This is a genomic window from Streptomyces sp. NPDC059906, from assembly GCF_042730645.1.
Taxonomy (GTDB): domain Bacteria; phylum Actinomycetota; class Actinomycetes; order Streptomycetales; family Streptomycetaceae; genus Streptomyces; species Streptomyces rubrogriseus.
On the sequence record NZ_JBHWKU010000010.1, the window covers coordinates 36038 to 51542 of the forward strand.

Consider the following 15505-nt stretch of genomic DNA (forward strand, 5'->3'; position numbering starts at 1 on the left):
CCTCAGAAGTAGTCGGTGCCTCGGACCACCACGGCCGAGTTGAAGCCGCCGTAGCCGCGGGCGAGGACGAGCGCGGTGCGCAGGGTCGCCTTACGGGCGGCACCGGTAACCAGGTCGATGTCGTACTGGTCGGACAGTTCACTGTGCACCGTCGGTGGGACGATGCCGTCGCGCAGGGAGAGCAGGGCGGTGACGACATCGAGTGGCGCGGCACCGGAGTACAACCGGCCGGTCATCGTCTTGGGTGCCGTGACCGGGACTCCGTGAGGGCCGAACACCTCGGTGAGAGCACGCGCTTCGATGCGGTCGAGTTCCGGCACGGCCGCCGCGTCGGCGAAGACCACGTCGATGTCCTTCGAGAGCACGCCGGCGTCCTCGATGGCGAGTTCGATGGCCTTCCGCAGTCCCGGCTCGCGTTCGCTGCCCGGAGCCGGGTCCATCGTCGAGGCGTGCCCCACGAACTCGCCGTACACCTGCCGAGCGCCACGGGCCCGGGCGTGGTCGGCGTCCTCCAGGAGGAGCAGGGCGCCTCCCTCCCCCGGCACGTGACCGCCGGAGTCCGCGTCGAACGGCAGATACGCGCGCTCCGGGCTTCGCTCGGTGGACAGCCGGTCACTGGCCAGCTGTGCCACCCAGCCCCAGGGACAGATGGAGGCGTCGACGGCGCCGGAGAGGATGAGTGGCGTGCCCTTACGGATCTGACGGCGGGCCTGGGCGAATGCGTCGAGGCCTCCCGCCTGATCGCTCACGACTACGCTGCTGGGGCCCCGCATGCCGTTGCGGATCGAGATCTGACCGCTGTTGACCGCGTAGAACCAGGCGAATGACTGATAGGCGCTGACGTATTGGCCGCCCTTGGACCACAGCGCCTTCAGCTCGTTCTGCCCGAACTCGAAGCCGCCGGAAGAACTGGCGGTGATCACTCCCATGTCGAACTCGGGCACCTCGCTGGGGACCACTCCGGCGTTCTCCAGCGCCCAGTCGGCAGTCACCAGAGCAATCTGGGTCATGCGGTCGGTCTGCGGCAAAAGCCGTGCGGGCAGGCGGTCCTCAGCAACGAAACCGCGTATCTCCCCCGCGAGTTGGGCCGGATAGGAACTCGGGTCGAAGCGCGAGACGACGCCGATGCCGCTCTCGCCGGCCTTCGTTGCCTCCCAGTACGCCTCCACGCCGAGGCCGTTGGGAGAGGCGACACCGAGGCCGGTGACCCATACCCTGCCGCCGTGCCCCCTCGACGTGTTCACCCGGAGCTCTTCTCGGGATCGGCGAGGACGACCGCGCTCTGGAAACCGCCGAATCCGCTACCGACGGACAGCACGGTGTCGGTGCGCCATTGACGCGCTGTGAGCGGCACGTAGTCGAGGTCGCACTCCGGGTCGGGGGTGTGCAGGTTGGCGGTGGGCGGCACCATGTCGTTCTCCATGGCGAGAAGGGAGGCAGCGATCTCGATCGAGCCGATCGCTCCGAGTGAGTGGCCGATCATCGACTTGATGGAACTCACCGGGATGCGGTACGCGTGCTCGCCAAGGCTCCGTTTGAACGCGGCGGTCTCGTGCCGGTCGTTCTGTTTGGTACCGGAGCCGTGCGCGTTGATGTAGTCGATGTCGTCGGGGTTGAGCCGGGCCTCGTCGAGGGCGACCCGGATCGCCTCTGCCATCTCGCGTCCGTCGGGGCGAAGTCCGGTCATGTGGAAGGCGTTCGATCGGGTGGCGTATCCCGCGACCTCGGCGTAGACGCGGGCCCCGCGCCGACGGGCACTCTCCAGCTCCTCCAGCACGAAGATCGCACAGCCCTCGCCCAGGACGAAGCCGTTGCGGCTGGCGTCGAAGGGCCTCGACGCGGTCTCCGCCTCGTCGTTGCGAGGTGTGGTGGCCTTGATCGCGTCGAAGCAGGCCACGGTGATGGGGGAGATCGGGGCGTCGCTGGCACCGGCGATCATCACGTCCGCGGAATTCTCCCGGATGACCTCGACCGCGTAGCCGACGGCGTCGAGACCGGAGGTGCAACCGGTGGAGACGACGGTGCTCGGTCCCTCCGCTCCCACTGCCCATGCGACCTCGGTGGCGAACGAGCTGGGCACCAGGTAGTTGTACAGATGGGGGACGGCGTACGTGTGGTCGACCAGTTCGAGTCGGCCCCCGTCGCTGACGGTTCGGTATTCCTGGTCGAGTCCCATCGTCGCACCGACGGCGCTGCCGATGGTGACGCCGGTGCGGTGCGACTCGACCGTGCCGAACTCCAGACCGCTGTCGGCGACGGCCTCACGCGCGGTGACCACGGCGAACTGAGCCGCGCGGTCCATGCGACGGATCTCCTGCGGCCCCAGTCCCAGGAGTTCGGGATCGAAGTCGGCTTCGGCGGCTATCCGCGAGCGAAACGATGACGCGTCGAAGGACGAGATGCGGCGCGTAGCGGTACGGCCGTCGGCCAGTAACTGCCAGAAGTTCTTCACGCCGATGCCACCGGGGGCGGTGACACCGACGCCGGTGATGACGACTCGGCGTCCCCCGCTCATTCGGCGTTCCAGTGGTAGAAGCGCTGCGCCATCGCATCGGCCGGCGAACGCCAGGTGAGCGGGTCGTAGGCCTCGATGAAGGGCTTGAGGTCCTCGCTGATTCCCACAAAGCGGCGGTCGGTCTTGGCCCTCTCGATGCGCTCTCCGCCGTCTTCGGCGTCGAAGTCCTGAAGGTGGAAGTAGAGACCGTTGTAGGAGAAGAGCTGGCGCCGGCGTGTGCCCATGAGGTGCGGCATCTCGGACTGGTCGAACTCGTTGAACAGGCGGGCGACTTGGGCCGCCGACTCGAGTTCCATGCGGGCCACGATCAGCGTGCTGTGCATGTTTCCCTCTCTTCGGTGGTGCATGCGGTCGTCGTTCGGCGGTTGTCGTGGCGCGAGGTGTTCATCGAGGGGGCCCGAACCAGCGGGCCAGTGCCGTCGGGAGGTCGTCCCGGCTGCCGGGGGCAGCCCATGCCACGTGGCCGTCGGGGCGCAGCAGCACGCACCCGGTGTCCTTCAGCAGGCTTCCTCCGGGTACGGCGGCAGGGCGGGCGGTGACGACGTCGACACGGTCCTGCCAGGGCTCGGCCCTGCGCCGCAGGTGTGCGTTGCCCTCCAGATCGAGCAGAACGCCTCTTCCAGTGCGCAGCAACTCTGTGGTGCTTGTGCTGCGCGCCGGCCCGGCCAGTTCCAGGCGGGGCATCCGCAGGCCGAGCAACGGATGGCTGCCACCACCGACGTCGTAGCGGATGTCGAGGCCGCCGGCCTTGGCGGCGAGGTGCCGCGCCACCTCGGGATAGGCGGTGAGTTCGCCCAGGACGCCACGCAGCGGCTGGACGTCCTCTCCGCCAAGGATGAGCTTGCTCTGCGCCTTTGTGTTGAGCAGCAACCCCCGGCCGACTTCGTGCCGTTCGCTGTGGTAGGTGTCGAGCAGACTGTCGGTAGCGGCACCACGCAGGACGGCGGCGAGTTTCCAGCCCAGGTTCACCGAGTCCTGGATGCTGGTGTTCATGCCCTGCCCTCCCGCCGGCAGATGAACGTGGGCCGAGTCACCGGCGAGCAGTACCCGGCCGCGCCGGTACTCGGTGACCAGGCGGGCGGCATCACCGAACGCGCTGGCCCAGACGAGCTCACCGTGTGAGATGTCCACGCCTGTGAGCCGCTTCCACGCATCGGCGACCTCGCCGAACTCGGGGGGTTCGGCCCTGCGCCGGGGCGGAGCACCGTGCTCGGCGACGATGACGCGGTGAACTCCGTCACCGAGCGGAGCGGTCATGACCATTCCACCGGATATCCCGTCGGGGATCATGCGTTGCTCGATCTCGACTCCTCGGACGTCCGCCAGGAGGAGTTCGGTGGTGGCGGGAGTCCCGGGAAAGTCGAATCCGGCTGCTTGCCGCACACCGCTGCGGCCGCCGTCGCAGCCCACGAGGTATCGAGCCGTGACCGTCTCTTCTCCGGCCGCCGTGCCGACCCGAATCCCGACGCTGTCCGCGCTTTGCTCCAGGCCGAGGAATTCCTGGCCGCGGCGGATGTCCGCGCCCAGGTCCCGGGCCCACTTCTCCAGCACGGCCTCCGTGACGGATTGCGGGACGTTTCGGGCCGCCAGGTGCCCGGGGCCGAGGACGCCCAGGTCAAGTGGTATGCCCCCGAAATGAGCGAAGGTCCCGGTCGCCAACTTCTCAAAACGACGGAGCAGGTCTCTCTGGTCGAAGATCTCCATCGTGCGGGCGGTGAAGCCGATGCCTCTGGATTCCCCTGTGCGCTCTGCAAGACGGTCGATGACGACGACGTCGATCCCGACGAGACGAAGTTCGCCCGCCAGCATGAGACCTGCGGGCCCGGCACCCACCACAATGACCGAAGCATCCATACAACTCTCCCGACTGGCCACACGGTTGCCGCGTTCTTGGATGTCAGCGGCAGGCCGGGGACTCGCTCCCCGGCAAGGCACTGAATATCCTTCTCGCCGTGTGCGAACTTCTCAAGCAAAGATCTCAAGGGCCTCTGCAAGAAAATGTCAGGGAATCGTCAACTCGACAGCGGAATTCCAGACTCCATGCAGCTCAGTCAAAATGGCAGTGCAGGAGAGGCGGGGGCTGCGCCCGGATCCACCGCGTGCATTGCCCACTTCGGAGTCGGGCGGTGCCGGGACGCCCCACCCTCCTGTGACGGACCTGGCTCAGCAACCCGCCGACACGTAAAGGGACTGGATTCGTTCGGCCGTCTCGGTGCCGGGTGCGGCGGCGAGCGTCACTATGCGCAAGTCCGCCTGAAATGCCGTCAGAATGTGGCAGTCGAGGGTCAGAGCTCCGGCATCCGGGTGAAGAATGGTCTTGCGGCTCGTGGCGTGCACGGCGACGACGTACGCGTCCCACAGTTCGGCGAATCGGGCCGAACCCGCCCTCAGGTCCTCGATGAGTTCTGAGAGTTCGCGGTCCTCGGGGTACCGGATGCTTGCCTTGCGCAGGTCCGAGACGAGGGCGGTCTCCAGCGCGGCCTGCTGGTCGGGGCTGTGGACCACCGCCGGCCCGCCGTTCATGAACTGGAGCCAGGCGACGTTGCGCTGCCTGCTCCACGGACCGGCCGGCTCGCCGCAGAGCGTGCTCCATCGGCGGTTCCAGGCCACAAGTGTCCAAGCGGCGTCGTACCCGCTGGCCGCGACGCCGTCCAGCTGCTCCAGGAAGCTCTGCGCGCCGGCCACGACGGCTTGCGAACGGCGCACCCGTGGGAGCTGGTGCCCGGCTACCAGATAGAGGTGTTCACGCTCGGCGTCGGAGAGCCTGAGTGCGCGGGCGAGCCCCGCGAGGACGGGCGGGGACGGTGAGGTGGCGCGGCCCTGTTCGAGGCGGGTGATGTAGTCCACTGACACACCCGACAGGAAGGCGACTTCCTCGCGGCGAAGTCCAACGGCCCGGCGTCGCTCGGTGCTGACCGCGGGATTCGCCAGTCCAGCACGCTCTGGTGTGATCCTGTCGCGCCACCGCCGCAGCGCCATCGCTAATTCCCCCGAACCGGTCATCACACCAGTATGCAGCAGTCGTTGTCATGGCAGCATCCTGGTACTGCCAGTCCCTGGAAGCAGGAGGTACTACCTGCCGATGCACAGGGCCGTAATGCTGACCCCATGACCATCACACTCATCACGGGTGCGACCAGGGGGCTGGGCAGAGAGACCGCAAGACGCCTCCTGGAGGCCCGGCACGACGTCTACCTGGGAGTTCGGGATGAGCAGAGAAGGCGTGAGCTCGCGGCTCGACTCGGAGCCCACCCCGTAATGATCGTCGTAACGGATGACGTGTCGGTGGCAACGGCTGTCGACCTGGTGCAGCGCCCGGGCGGCGACGGCCCCGAGGGGCCCACGGGCGGAATCTTCGGCAACGACGGCCCCATGCCCTGGTAAAGAGCTGACTGAAAAACACCAAAAGATCGGAAGCATCCGACAAGCAGCACACTCATTTCCAGCCACAACTACATTCCTGTCCAGTGTGACGATCCTCACGTCAACGTTGCCCGACAGGAGGTTCCCTGGTGAGAATAGAGAGACGCGCAGCGGCCCTTGCGCAGGACTCTCCTGGCTGAAACCGACTTTCTGGCGCGCCAAGGTTCCAAGGTTCCCCTCCCCCCACCCAACAACTCATCCAAGGCATCGAGCGATCGGACGCGTCCTCGCGCTCTCCGCCGCACATTTTCCATCGCCCTCGCCTCTGTACACATTCCCTGCGCGGCTTGCCAAAAGGACACTGTCGTACGTGCCGTTCATTTCGTAACCCGTGGCATCCAGCCACGCGCCGACCATGGAAGGTGTTATGCAACTCCTCGTTGTGACCGGGCAGGAATCCAATGGTCAGCCGCTCACACCAAGACTCGAGCGGCACGGCTACGATGTCGTCACCGTCTCCACCGGATCGGCGGCACTGGAAGAATGCGCTAACGCGGAACTGGTGCTCCTTGATTTGGAGCTGCCCGACATTGACGGTCTTGAGGTGTGCCGGCGCATCCGTAGCACCATGGACGTCCCGATCATCGCCCTCACCGACAGCGGATCCGGACTCGACCGAGTGCTCGGCCTTCAGGCCGGCTCGGACGACTGTCTGGGCAGGCCGTACGAGTTCCGTGAACTGACGGCCCGTATCGAGGCGGTCATGCGCCGTGCCTGGCGGCCGAGGAACCCCTCGAAGCCTGCCGCGAGTTCCCTCACCGTCGGCGACCTGTGCATCAGTGCCACCTCACGTGAGGTGCGCCTGCGCGGAGCGCCTGTCCAGCTCACGCGCAAGGAGTTCGACCTGCTCTACTACCTCGCTCAGCACTCGGGCACCGTTGTGACCCGGCGTCGGCTGATGGCCGAGATCTGGGACGACCTTTCGGCCCACGCCCTCAGCCCGCGAGCAAGCCGAACGATCGACACCCATGTCAGCTCGCTGCGCGGCAAGCTCGGGCACAGCAACTGGATAGTCACGGTACGCGGCGTGGGCTTCCGGCTCGGTCCCGATCGCCCTCGGGGGACGCCCGCGATCGGTGCACGTCCACCGTCACGCAAGGGACTTGTCAACTGATTGGGAAGCTTGCCCGAGCAAATAGCCGGCCGTTTGACGCAACACCGCGAATCAGGGGGTGACGACTTGACCGACGGCAGGGAGTTGGCGGAACTGCCCCACTCCGGAGCAGCGGCCCGGGCAGCTACACCACTCCCCCGGCGACGTGATGCCCTGCGCAACCGTAAAATGCTGGTGGAGGCGGCCCGCGAGGCATTCGCCGAAGAGGGCCTTCAGGTATCGCTGGACCGCATTGCCCGGCGGGCGGGTGTGGGAAGTGCCACGCTCTACCGTCACTTTCCTCAGCGCAGAGAACTCGTGGACGAGGTCTTCTCCAGCACACTCACCGAAGTCACGACAGCCGGCGATCGAGCTGTGGCTGCTCGGAGCGCGTGGACGGGGCTCACGGAATACCTGTACGCGGTGTTCGCGAACCTGCCGACCGAGCGCAGTGCCGCTGATTCGACCCTTCCTCACCCGCAAGGCGCAACGACTGTGGATCTGATCCACGAACGGCATCGCCGGACCGTCCATACCCTGCTCCTCCGGGGCCAGAAGCAAGGTACTGTCCGCCCGGACATGACCACCGAGGATCTGCTTCTCGCCCTGGCGGTGCTCGGCAGAGCCCTCCCCGCACTCATCACGACTGCCGGTCCCGGCTCATGGCATCGCCCACTGGCGCTCCTCCTCGATGCCTCGCGCGCCCACCCCGCGGCGTTCCGCCTGCCCACACCCTCGTTCACCGAAGACGAACTGGACAAGATACTGGGCAGCTGACCTATGTTTGACACTTTCATGACACTCCGAAGCCTTCCCTGAAAAGCGCGGCGGTTCCTTCAAGAACCTTTGGACCACGAGCTGTTGGACCAGTGCTTCCGGGAACGGACAATGAATGTGCAACGGACACATGTATCCGACGATGCACTGGACTCGCTCGGCCGAAATCCGGGCCGGGGCATGGGAATTCCGTCCGGCAGAAATGGAGCCGTCGTGCGCAAGGTGCTCATCGCCAATCGTGGCGAAATCGCTGTCCGCGTGGCCCGGGCCTGCCGGGACGCCGGGATCGCGAGCGTGGCCGTCTACGCGGATCCGGACCGGGACGCGTTGCACGTCCGTGCCGCTGATGAGGCGTTCGCCCTGGGTGGTGACACCCCCGCGACCAGCTATCTGGACATCGAGAAAGTCCTCAAAGCCGCCCGCGAGTCCGGCGCGGACGCCATCCACCCCGGCTACGGATTCCTCTCGGAGAACGCCGAGTTCGCCCAGGCGGTCCTGGACGCCGGCCTGACCTGGATCGGCCCGCCCCCGCACGCCATCCGCGACCTGGGCGACAAGGTCGCCGCCCGCCACATCGCCCAGCGGGCCGGCGCCCCCCTGGTCGCCGGGACCCCCGACCCGGTCTCCGGCGCGGACGAGGTCGTCGCCTTCGCCAAGGAGCACGGCCTGCCGATCGCGATCAAGGCCGCCTTCGGCGGCGGCGGCCGCGGACTCAAGGTCGCCCGCACTCTGGAGGAGGTCCCCGAGCTGTACGACTCCGCCGTCCGCGAGGCGGTGGCCGCCTTCGGGCGCGGCGAGTGCTTCGTCGAGCGCTACCTCGACAAGCCCCGCCACGTGGAGACCCAGTGCCTGGCCGACACCCACGGCAACGTGGTCGTCGTCTCCACCCGCGACTGCTCCCTGCAACGCCGCCACCAGAAGCTGGTGGAGGAGGCCCCGGCGCCCTTCCTCTCCGACGCCCAGCTGGCGGAGCTGTACGCGTCCTCCAAGGCGATCCTGAAGGAAGCCGGTTACGTCGGCGCGGGCACCGTGGAGTTCCTCGTCGGCATGGACGGCACGATCTCCTTCCTGGAGGTCAACACCCGCCTCCAGGTCGAGCACCCGGTCACCGAGGAAGTCGCCGGCATCGACCTGGTCCGCGAGATGTTCCGCATCGCCGACGGCGAGGAACTCGGCTACGACGACCCCGCCCTGCGCGGCCACTCCTTCGAGTTCCGCATCAACGGCGAGGACCCCGGCCGCGGCTTCCTGCCCGCCCCCGGCACCGTCACCCGCTTCGAAGGCCCCGCCGGTCCGGGCGTGCGTCTGGACGCGGGCGTCGAGTCCGGCTCCGTGATCGGCCCGGCCTGGGACTCGCTCCTGGCGAAGCTGATCGTCACCGGCCGCACCCGCAAGGAAGCCCTGGAGCGCGCCGCCCGCGCCCTGGACGAGTTCACGGTCGAGGGCATGGCCACCGCCATCCCCTTCCACCGCACCGTCGTCCGCGATGCGGCCTTCGCCCCCGAACTCACCGGCTCCGCCGACCCGTTCACGGTCCACACCCGGTGGATCGAGACGGAGTTCGTCAACGAGATCAAGCCCTTCACCGCCCCCGCCGACACCGAGACGGACGAGGAGTCGGGCCGTGAGACCGTCGTCGTCGAGGTCGGCGGCAAGCGCCTGGAAGTCTCCCTCCCCTCCAGCCTGGGCATGTCCCTGGCCCGCACCGGCCTGGCCGCCGGAGCCCGCCCCAAACGCCGCGCGGCCAAGAAGTCCGGCCCCGCCGCCTCCGGCGACACCCTCGCCTCCCCCATGCAGGGCACGATCGTCAAGATCGCCGTCGAGGAAGGCCAGGAAGTCCAGGAAGGCGACCTCGTCGTCGTCCTGGAAGCGATGAAGATGGAACAGCCCCTCAACGCCCACCGCTCCGGCACCATCAAGGGCCTCACCGCCGAAGTCGGCGCCTCCCTCACCTCCGGCGCCGCCATCTGCGAGATCAAGGACTGATCCCTTCACCCCGAGGAAGGCTTCATGGCTGCGCGCCTGTTCACGTCCGAGTCCGTGCCCCAGGGCCACCCCGACGAGATCGAGAACGGCACGATCCCTTCCCTGGGAGGGCAAGGCGACTGTCGTGCCCACGGGGCGCGCCGGCACCCATAAAAGCGCCAGGAAGCTGGTCGGCCGACACCGCCTTGTCCGCCGGCGACTACAACGTGGCCGATCCCGGGAGCGGGCAGCCGGTCTCGGCATCCCGGAGGTGTCCCAGGGGCGCCGGGCCCAAGTGTCGAGATGTCCTCTCCGCTGATCAAGTCGGTGGTCATCACAGGACGGAGTCCGCGGGAGTCCTACCCGCGCACGGCAACCACCGGTCACTGCTCGGCGGGACGAGGAGCCCGGGTGCTTGGAGGTCCCCGTCGTCAACCCGTACTCCCCCGCCGTTGCCGGGGATCAGGGGCGGCACCAGTCATCGAAGAGGAGAACAATCATGGATTCACTGGCGAGGGCTGTGCTCGAGGGCGCGGACGCCGAGCGTCTGGAACGCGAGCCGGTGCCGGAGCAGTACACGGCCGCGCACCTGCGGGCGGAGGACGTCGGACTGTTCGACGGCGCCGCTGAGAAGGATGTCCGGCGCACGCTGCGCGTCGGCCCGGTGCCGATGCCCGCTCTCGCACCCGACGAGGTGCTGGTGGCCGTGATGGCCGGCTCGGTCAACTACAACACCGTGTGGTCGGCGATGTTCGAGCCGAGGCCCACCTTCGACTTCCTGCGTCGCCATGGCCGGCAAGGAGGGTGGGCCGCCAGGCACGACCAGCCGTATCACGTGCTGGGATCCGACGCGTCCGGAGTCATCGTCCGCACCGGCAGCGGGGTGCGGCGCTGGCGCACCGGTGACCACGTCGTCGTCTCCTGCACCCATGTGGACGACCAGGAGCCCGCCACTCACTCCGACGGCATGCTCGGTGGGGAGCAGAGGATCTGGGGCTTCGAGACCAACTTCGGCGGCCTGGCCCACTACACCGTGGTCCGGGCAAGCCAACTGCTCTCCAAGGCCGCCCATCTCACCTGGGAGGAGGCGGCCTCCATCCCGCTGTGTGCGGGTACCTCCTACCGGATGCTGGTCGGCGAGCACGGGGCGCGGATGAAGCAGGGCGACATAGTGCTGATCTGGGGCGCCACCGGTGGCCTCGGCGCCTTCGCCGTGCAACTGGTGAAGAACGGCGGCGGAGTACCCATCGGCATCGTCAGTTCCGAGGCGAAGGCCGCTGCCCTGAGCAGGCTGGGCTGCGATGTCGTCATCAACCGCACCGAGATCGGCCTCGGTGACGATGACGGATCCGACGGCGACCCGGGCTGGGCGATCGAGAGCGGGAAGAGGGTGGGACGGATCATCCGCCGGGAGGTCGGCGAGGACCCGCACATCGCCCTCGACTACGTCGGCCGGTCCACGTTCGCCACATCCGTCTTCCTTGTCCGACGAGGCGGAACCGTAGTCACCTGCGGCTCCAGTACCGGCTACCAGCACCAATACGACAACCGCTATCTGTGGATGAACCTCAAGAGGATCGTCGGCAGTCACTCCGCCAACTTGCAGGAGCAGTGGGAGTGCAACCGTCTGGTGCAGGCGGGCCGACTGATGCCCGCCCTGTCCGAGGTCCATCCACTCGACCAGATCGGCGCGGCGGCCCGGCGGGTTCAGCTGAACCGCCACATGGGAAAGGTCGGCGTCCTCTGCCTCGCGCCCGAACCCGGACTCGGCGTCACGGACCCGGAGACCCGCGCCCGCGTGGGCGAGGACCGCCTCAATCCGCTCCGCGCGCCGGCCGAGGACGTCTACGCGCACGTGCCGGCTCGCTGAGCGCCTGCCCTGACGGAGGGCGGTTCGTGAGGTGGTGATCAGGTGTCCCGTCAGCATTCCGGCGAGTTGCCGCGAACGACAAAGGAGATGGAAGATGCCGGTTCCGTTGCTGCCCACCAGGCGAGTCGACAGCAGTCCGTGTTCCTGCCCCGTCGAAACCGCATGCGACCATGCCACCCCGCAGACGTTCCCGACAATGGTGGTGCGGGGTGTCAGGAAACTTCTTTCGGTCGGAATCTGTAGCGGTTCCAGCGTGTACCGGGCCGGTCTCATAGCCGTGCTGCGCGACGTTCCGGGCATCGATGTGGTCGCCGAATTGGACACCGTCCACTACAGTCCCCGATTCCTTCGGGAACGGCGGCCACGTGTGCTGCTGATGGACGTGGACGGCTTCGACATGGAGGACATGCTGGCCAGGCAGGTCGTGAACCGAACCGCGGAGCACGCGGTGAAGGTTCTCGCGCTCTCGGCCAACCTGTCCCCCGGCAACGCGATGAAGGTGCTCCGTGGCGGCGCGGAAGGCTTCTTGCACAAGGACACACCGGTGCAGGGGCTCGTGGAGGCGATCCGAGCCGTCGACGGAGGCGGAGCGGCGCTGGACCCCCAGGTAGCCGGCCAGTTGGTGACCGTTCTGCGCTGCGGCGGCCCTTCGGAGGTATTGGTGGGACCGGACGACGAGGTGAAGCTGACCCCGCGGCAGCGGCAGATCCTCGGTCTGATCGGTCACGGACTGGCCAATGTGGAAATCGCCGATCAGCTGCAACTGGGCCGGCCCACAGTGAAGTCGCACATCTCCTCGTTGCTGCGCGTGCTCAACCTGCGCGATCGGACCCAGTTGGCCGTGTACGCCTGCGTGCACGGCTTCCGGAGCCACGCGGTGCCCTCCGTGAACTGAGCGAGAGCCGCACGCCCGTCCGGGTGTCCGGCAGCCGCCGGCTCGGCGTCAGCCATGATCGCCATTGCGGGTTTCCTGCAATCACCTTACGGATCTTCCGTCAAATTTTCGCGGCCTATTCCTGATGCAATCCGAAGAAGCTGCGGCAACAATTCATGTATGAGCGATTCACGGGTGAACCGAGTCCATGCCGCCGACATCGAACCCTATCGGGCGCGCGGCGGACAGTTACGCATGGTGCTCCACCCCGGTTCGGTGGGCAGCCGCTCCGGATACATGGGAACGGTCGTTCTTCTGCCCGGTGAACACGTGGTGGAACATTTCCATCCGTATTCCGAGGAGTTCCTGTTCGTCGTCAATGGCGACCTGGTGCTCGAGACGGAGGACGCGGACTGGACGCTGGGAGCCGGTGACGGAATCTACGTACCCATCGGCAAGCGGCACCGGCTGCGCAACGTGGGCACCACGGAGTCACTGACGGTCTTCCATATCGGCCCGCTCGCGCCGGATCCGTCGTTGGCGCACGTCGACACCGAAGTCCTCGGCGAACGAGGTGGTGAAAGCACCGACTCCGCAGCCGGCACGGCCCGCATCCTGTTCGCGGTGACGGTGGCCGAGGAGAAGCGGGAGGACTTCCTGTCCGCCTACGAGAAGGTCCGGTTCAACGTCGCGGAAACCCCGGGACACATCCGTGACCAGATCTGCCAGTCGTCCGACAATCCGGAAAAGTGGCTGATTACCAGCGAGTGGAATTCTATCGAAGAATTCTTCGCGTGGGAGAAGTCCGAGGAGCACAAGGAACTGGTTCAGCCGATGCGAGCATGCTACACCGATCCCGATTTCCGCAGTTTCAGCGTAGTGGCCGAAACGGTGACGTCACGGCCATGAGCAGGATTTCTGCAGAAGAGCGTCTGATGACCTACATCAACGTCTTCCACTGCAAACCGGAGAACCAGCAGGCTCTGTCCATCGCGATCCGCAAGGAGACCGATGAAATCATCCGTCACATGCCCGGGTTCATCTCGGCGAATGTGCACTGCAGCCTCGACGGCAGCCGGGTGACGAACTACGCCCAGTGGAGCGAGCTCGCGGCCTTTCAGGAACACATCCGCAGCGAGGCCGGACGCGCGCTGATTCTGGAACTGCACAAGTATGCCGACGACGTGGACGTACACGTGTACCAGGTGGACTGGATCGTTTCCGGCGACGGAGAGGAGTGATCATGAAAACCGCCAAGGAACTCTGGGAGGCCGTGTACACGGTGGTCGACGCGGGGGACTCTGCCGCGGTCGCGGAACTGTGCGACGCCGAACTGGAGATCCGCACCGCCAGCCAGGGCAAGAAGGGTGCGAAGCGGCTCGCCGAGATGTTCGTGCAGCAGCACGGGCTGTACACCGAACTGGAACGCAGGGTCGACGGGCTCATCGAGTCCGCGGACGGCTCGGCGTTGTCGGTCGAGCTCACGATGTCCGGCGTGCCCAAGGGCACCGAGCATCGGCTGACCTGGAACGTCGTCGAGACTGTCCGGGCCGACGCCGGCCGCATCGTGTCCTGGCACGCCATGCTCGACCGCACCGGCCTGGTCCAACAGATCCGCGCGCTTCACGGGTGACCACCATGCCGGTCCGAATTCCCGTGCGCCAAGAGGTCGAAGTCGCCGACGGCGTGGTCGCGGTGGTGAACGGCGACGGTGGCTCCGGTCTGTCGAACAGCGTGCTGCTTCTCGGCGAACCGACCACAGTGGTCGACACGATGTTGCTGCCGGAGATGGCAGCCGACATCGTCACCGCGCTGACCCGCCGGGGCCGTACTGCGGAGTTGGTCGTCAACACCCACATCCACACCGACCACATCGGCGGGAACCTCCTGTTCGACGGGGTGCCCATCATCGCGCATCCACGCACCGCGACCGGGATGCGCAGGATGATCGGCGAACCGGGCCTCCCCGCGCTGCTCGCCAAGGTGATGCCGGGGTTCGCGACGCGGCTGGCGGACTGGGACAGCACGGCCGCCGAACCTGTGCCTCCCGCCGGCATCGAACTCGCCCTGCCCGACGGGGCGCGTGTGCTCGACTTCACGGACGCCCATTCGGGGGCCGACCTCGCGGTCTGGCTGCCGGCCGAGCAGGTGTTGATCGCCGGCGACCTGTGCTTCGCGGGAGTGACGCCGCTCGCCGTGCACGGGCGAGTCGGCCGCTGGCGCACCGCCCTGGATCGGCTGATCGCTTTGCGTCCCCGCGTCGTCCTTCCCGGCCATGGCGGGCCGGTCGGGGTGGAGGCCCTGCGTGAACTGGCCGACTACCTCGACCGAGTGCTCGCCGCAGCCAGGCTGGCAGACGCAGAACAGCTGTCTGCGGAAACGGTGTGGGCCCGGTTCGATCCGGGTCCGGCAGCGGGCTGGCTCGAACCGGAACGCACTCTCGTGAACATCAAGACAGCTCTCGCCGAAATATCCGGACAACCCTTCCAAGGAGAACATCGTGTCCGACAAGATCAAGATTCGCCGCATTCTGACTGAGGCGTTTTCCCAGGGCAAGACCGAGGTCCTCGACGAACTGATGACCGAGGATTTCGTCAACCACAACGCGGCCCCCGGAATGGACACCGGCCGCGAGGGAGTCAAGTCGGTGATCCGGGCCGAGCGAAAGGGTTTCCCGGACCTGAAGGTCGACATCATCCGCGATTTCGAGGACGGCGAATTCGTCATCCAGCACGCCCGGCTGAGCGGCACACACACGGGCACGGTGTTCGGCGTGGAGCCGACCGGCCGCACCATCAGCTGGAACGAGATGCACATCGTGCGGCTTCGCGACGGCCGGGTGAGCGATCACTGGGCCTGCAACGACCTGCACGTCCTGCTGACGCAGTTGGGCAAGATGACGCCACCCGACACTTCCGCGTTCCGCCAGGCGCCCGTCGGCTCCTGACCGGCACCCCGCCAAGTCATTGGAGTTTCGTCGAGGAGATG

General features: G+C 67.1%; 16 protein-coding genes. 11 read left to right on the plus strand and 5 right to left on the minus strand.

Annotation, left to right across the window (positions count from 1 at the left end; genetic code table 11):
* Nucleotides 1-2: 2 nt before the first annotated feature.
* From ACFV9J_RS17410 to ACFV9J_RS17430, 5 genes are all read right to left on the minus strand, one after another.
* On the minus strand, nucleotides 3-1244 hold the full coding sequence (locus tag ACFV9J_RS17410) for a ketosynthase chain-length factor (protein ID WP_385355052.1): 1242 nt from the start codon (nucleotides 1242-1244) through the stop codon (nucleotides 3-5).
* Nucleotides 1241-2515, minus strand: coding sequence for a beta-ketoacyl-[acyl-carrier-protein] synthase family protein (locus tag ACFV9J_RS17415; RefSeq protein WP_385355054.1), 1275 nt, complete (start codon nucleotides 2513-2515; stop codon nucleotides 1241-1243). The genes ACFV9J_RS17410 and ACFV9J_RS17415 overlap by 4 nt, the downstream gene beginning before the upstream one ends.
* Nucleotides 2512-2838 (minus strand): TcmI family type II polyketide cyclase, encoded by a 327-nt coding sequence (locus tag ACFV9J_RS17420; RefSeq protein WP_385355056.1) that lies wholly within the window; start codon nucleotides 2836-2838, stop codon nucleotides 2512-2514. The genes ACFV9J_RS17415 and ACFV9J_RS17420 overlap by 4 nt, the downstream gene beginning before the upstream one ends.
* 61 nt (nucleotides 2839-2899) lie before the next feature.
* Nucleotides 2900-4369: an FAD-dependent monooxygenase gene (locus ACFV9J_RS17425; RefSeq protein WP_385355512.1), complete on the minus strand. Its 1470-nt coding sequence runs from the start codon at nucleotides 4367-4369 to the stop codon at nucleotides 2900-2902.
* Between the two features lie 309 nt (nucleotides 4370-4678).
* Entirely contained in the window at nucleotides 4679-5518 is an 840-nt protein-coding gene (locus tag ACFV9J_RS17430; RefSeq protein ID WP_385355059.1) for a helix-turn-helix transcriptional regulator, read from the minus strand.
* Nucleotides 5519-5623: 105 nt separating this feature from the next.
* Here ACFV9J_RS17430 and ACFV9J_RS17435 point away from each other — a divergent pair, with 105 nt between their 5' ends.
* The 11 genes from ACFV9J_RS17435 to ACFV9J_RS17485 all read left to right on the plus strand — a co-directional run bounded on the left by ACFV9J_RS17435 (nucleotide 5624) and on the right by ACFV9J_RS17485 (nucleotide 15464).
* Entirely contained in the window at nucleotides 5624-5899 is a 276-nt protein-coding gene (locus ACFV9J_RS17435) for an SDR family NAD(P)-dependent oxidoreductase (protein ID WP_385355062.1), read from the plus strand.
* A 406-nt stretch (nucleotides 5900-6305) separates the two neighbouring features.
* On the plus strand, nucleotides 6306-7052 hold the full coding sequence (locus tag ACFV9J_RS17440) for a response regulator transcription factor (RefSeq protein WP_385355065.1): 747 nt from the start codon (nucleotides 6306-6308) through the stop codon (nucleotides 7050-7052).
* A gap of 168 nt (nucleotides 7053-7220) precedes the next feature.
* Nucleotides 7221-7808, plus strand: coding sequence for a TetR/AcrR family transcriptional regulator (locus ACFV9J_RS17445; RefSeq protein WP_385355068.1), 588 nt, complete (start codon nucleotides 7221-7223; stop codon nucleotides 7806-7808).
* Nucleotides 7809-8021: 213 nt separating this feature from the next.
* A complete protein-coding gene (locus tag ACFV9J_RS17450; protein WP_385355070.1) occupies nucleotides 8022-9794 on the plus strand; it encodes an acetyl/propionyl/methylcrotonyl-CoA carboxylase subunit alpha in 1773 nt (590 codons plus the stop codon).
* Nucleotides 9795-10272: 478 nt separating this feature from the next.
* Nucleotides 10273-11643, plus strand: coding sequence for a crotonyl-CoA carboxylase/reductase (ccrA, locus tag ACFV9J_RS17455; protein ID WP_385355072.1), 1371 nt, complete (start codon nucleotides 10273-10275; stop codon nucleotides 11641-11643).
* A 94-nt stretch (nucleotides 11644-11737) separates the two neighbouring features.
* Entirely contained in the window at nucleotides 11738-12538 is an 801-nt protein-coding gene (locus ACFV9J_RS17460) for a LuxR C-terminal-related transcriptional regulator (RefSeq protein ID WP_385355074.1), read from the plus strand.
* Between the two features lie 159 nt (nucleotides 12539-12697).
* Nucleotides 12698-13426: a cupin domain-containing protein gene (locus ACFV9J_RS17465; protein WP_385355076.1), complete on the plus strand. Its 729-nt coding sequence runs from the start codon at nucleotides 12698-12700 to the stop codon at nucleotides 13424-13426.
* A 26-nt stretch (nucleotides 13427-13452) separates the two neighbouring features.
* A complete protein-coding gene (locus ACFV9J_RS17470) occupies nucleotides 13453-13758 on the plus strand; it encodes an antibiotic biosynthesis monooxygenase family protein (RefSeq protein ID WP_385355079.1) in 306 nt (101 codons plus the stop codon).
* A 2-nt stretch (nucleotides 13759-13760) separates the two neighbouring features.
* Nucleotides 13761-14150, plus strand: coding sequence for a nuclear transport factor 2 family protein (locus ACFV9J_RS17475; protein ID WP_385355082.1), 390 nt, complete (start codon nucleotides 13761-13763; stop codon nucleotides 14148-14150).
* Between the two features lie 5 nt (nucleotides 14151-14155).
* Nucleotides 14156-15055, plus strand: coding sequence for an MBL fold metallo-hydrolase (locus ACFV9J_RS17480; protein WP_385355515.1), 900 nt, complete (start codon nucleotides 14156-14158; stop codon nucleotides 15053-15055).
* Nucleotides 15018-15464, plus strand: a complete 447-nt coding sequence (locus ACFV9J_RS17485; RefSeq protein WP_385355085.1) for an ester cyclase — start codon at nucleotides 15018-15020, stop codon at nucleotides 15462-15464. The genes ACFV9J_RS17480 and ACFV9J_RS17485 overlap by 38 nt, the downstream gene beginning before the upstream one ends.
* Nucleotides 15465-15505: the final 41 nt, after the last annotated feature.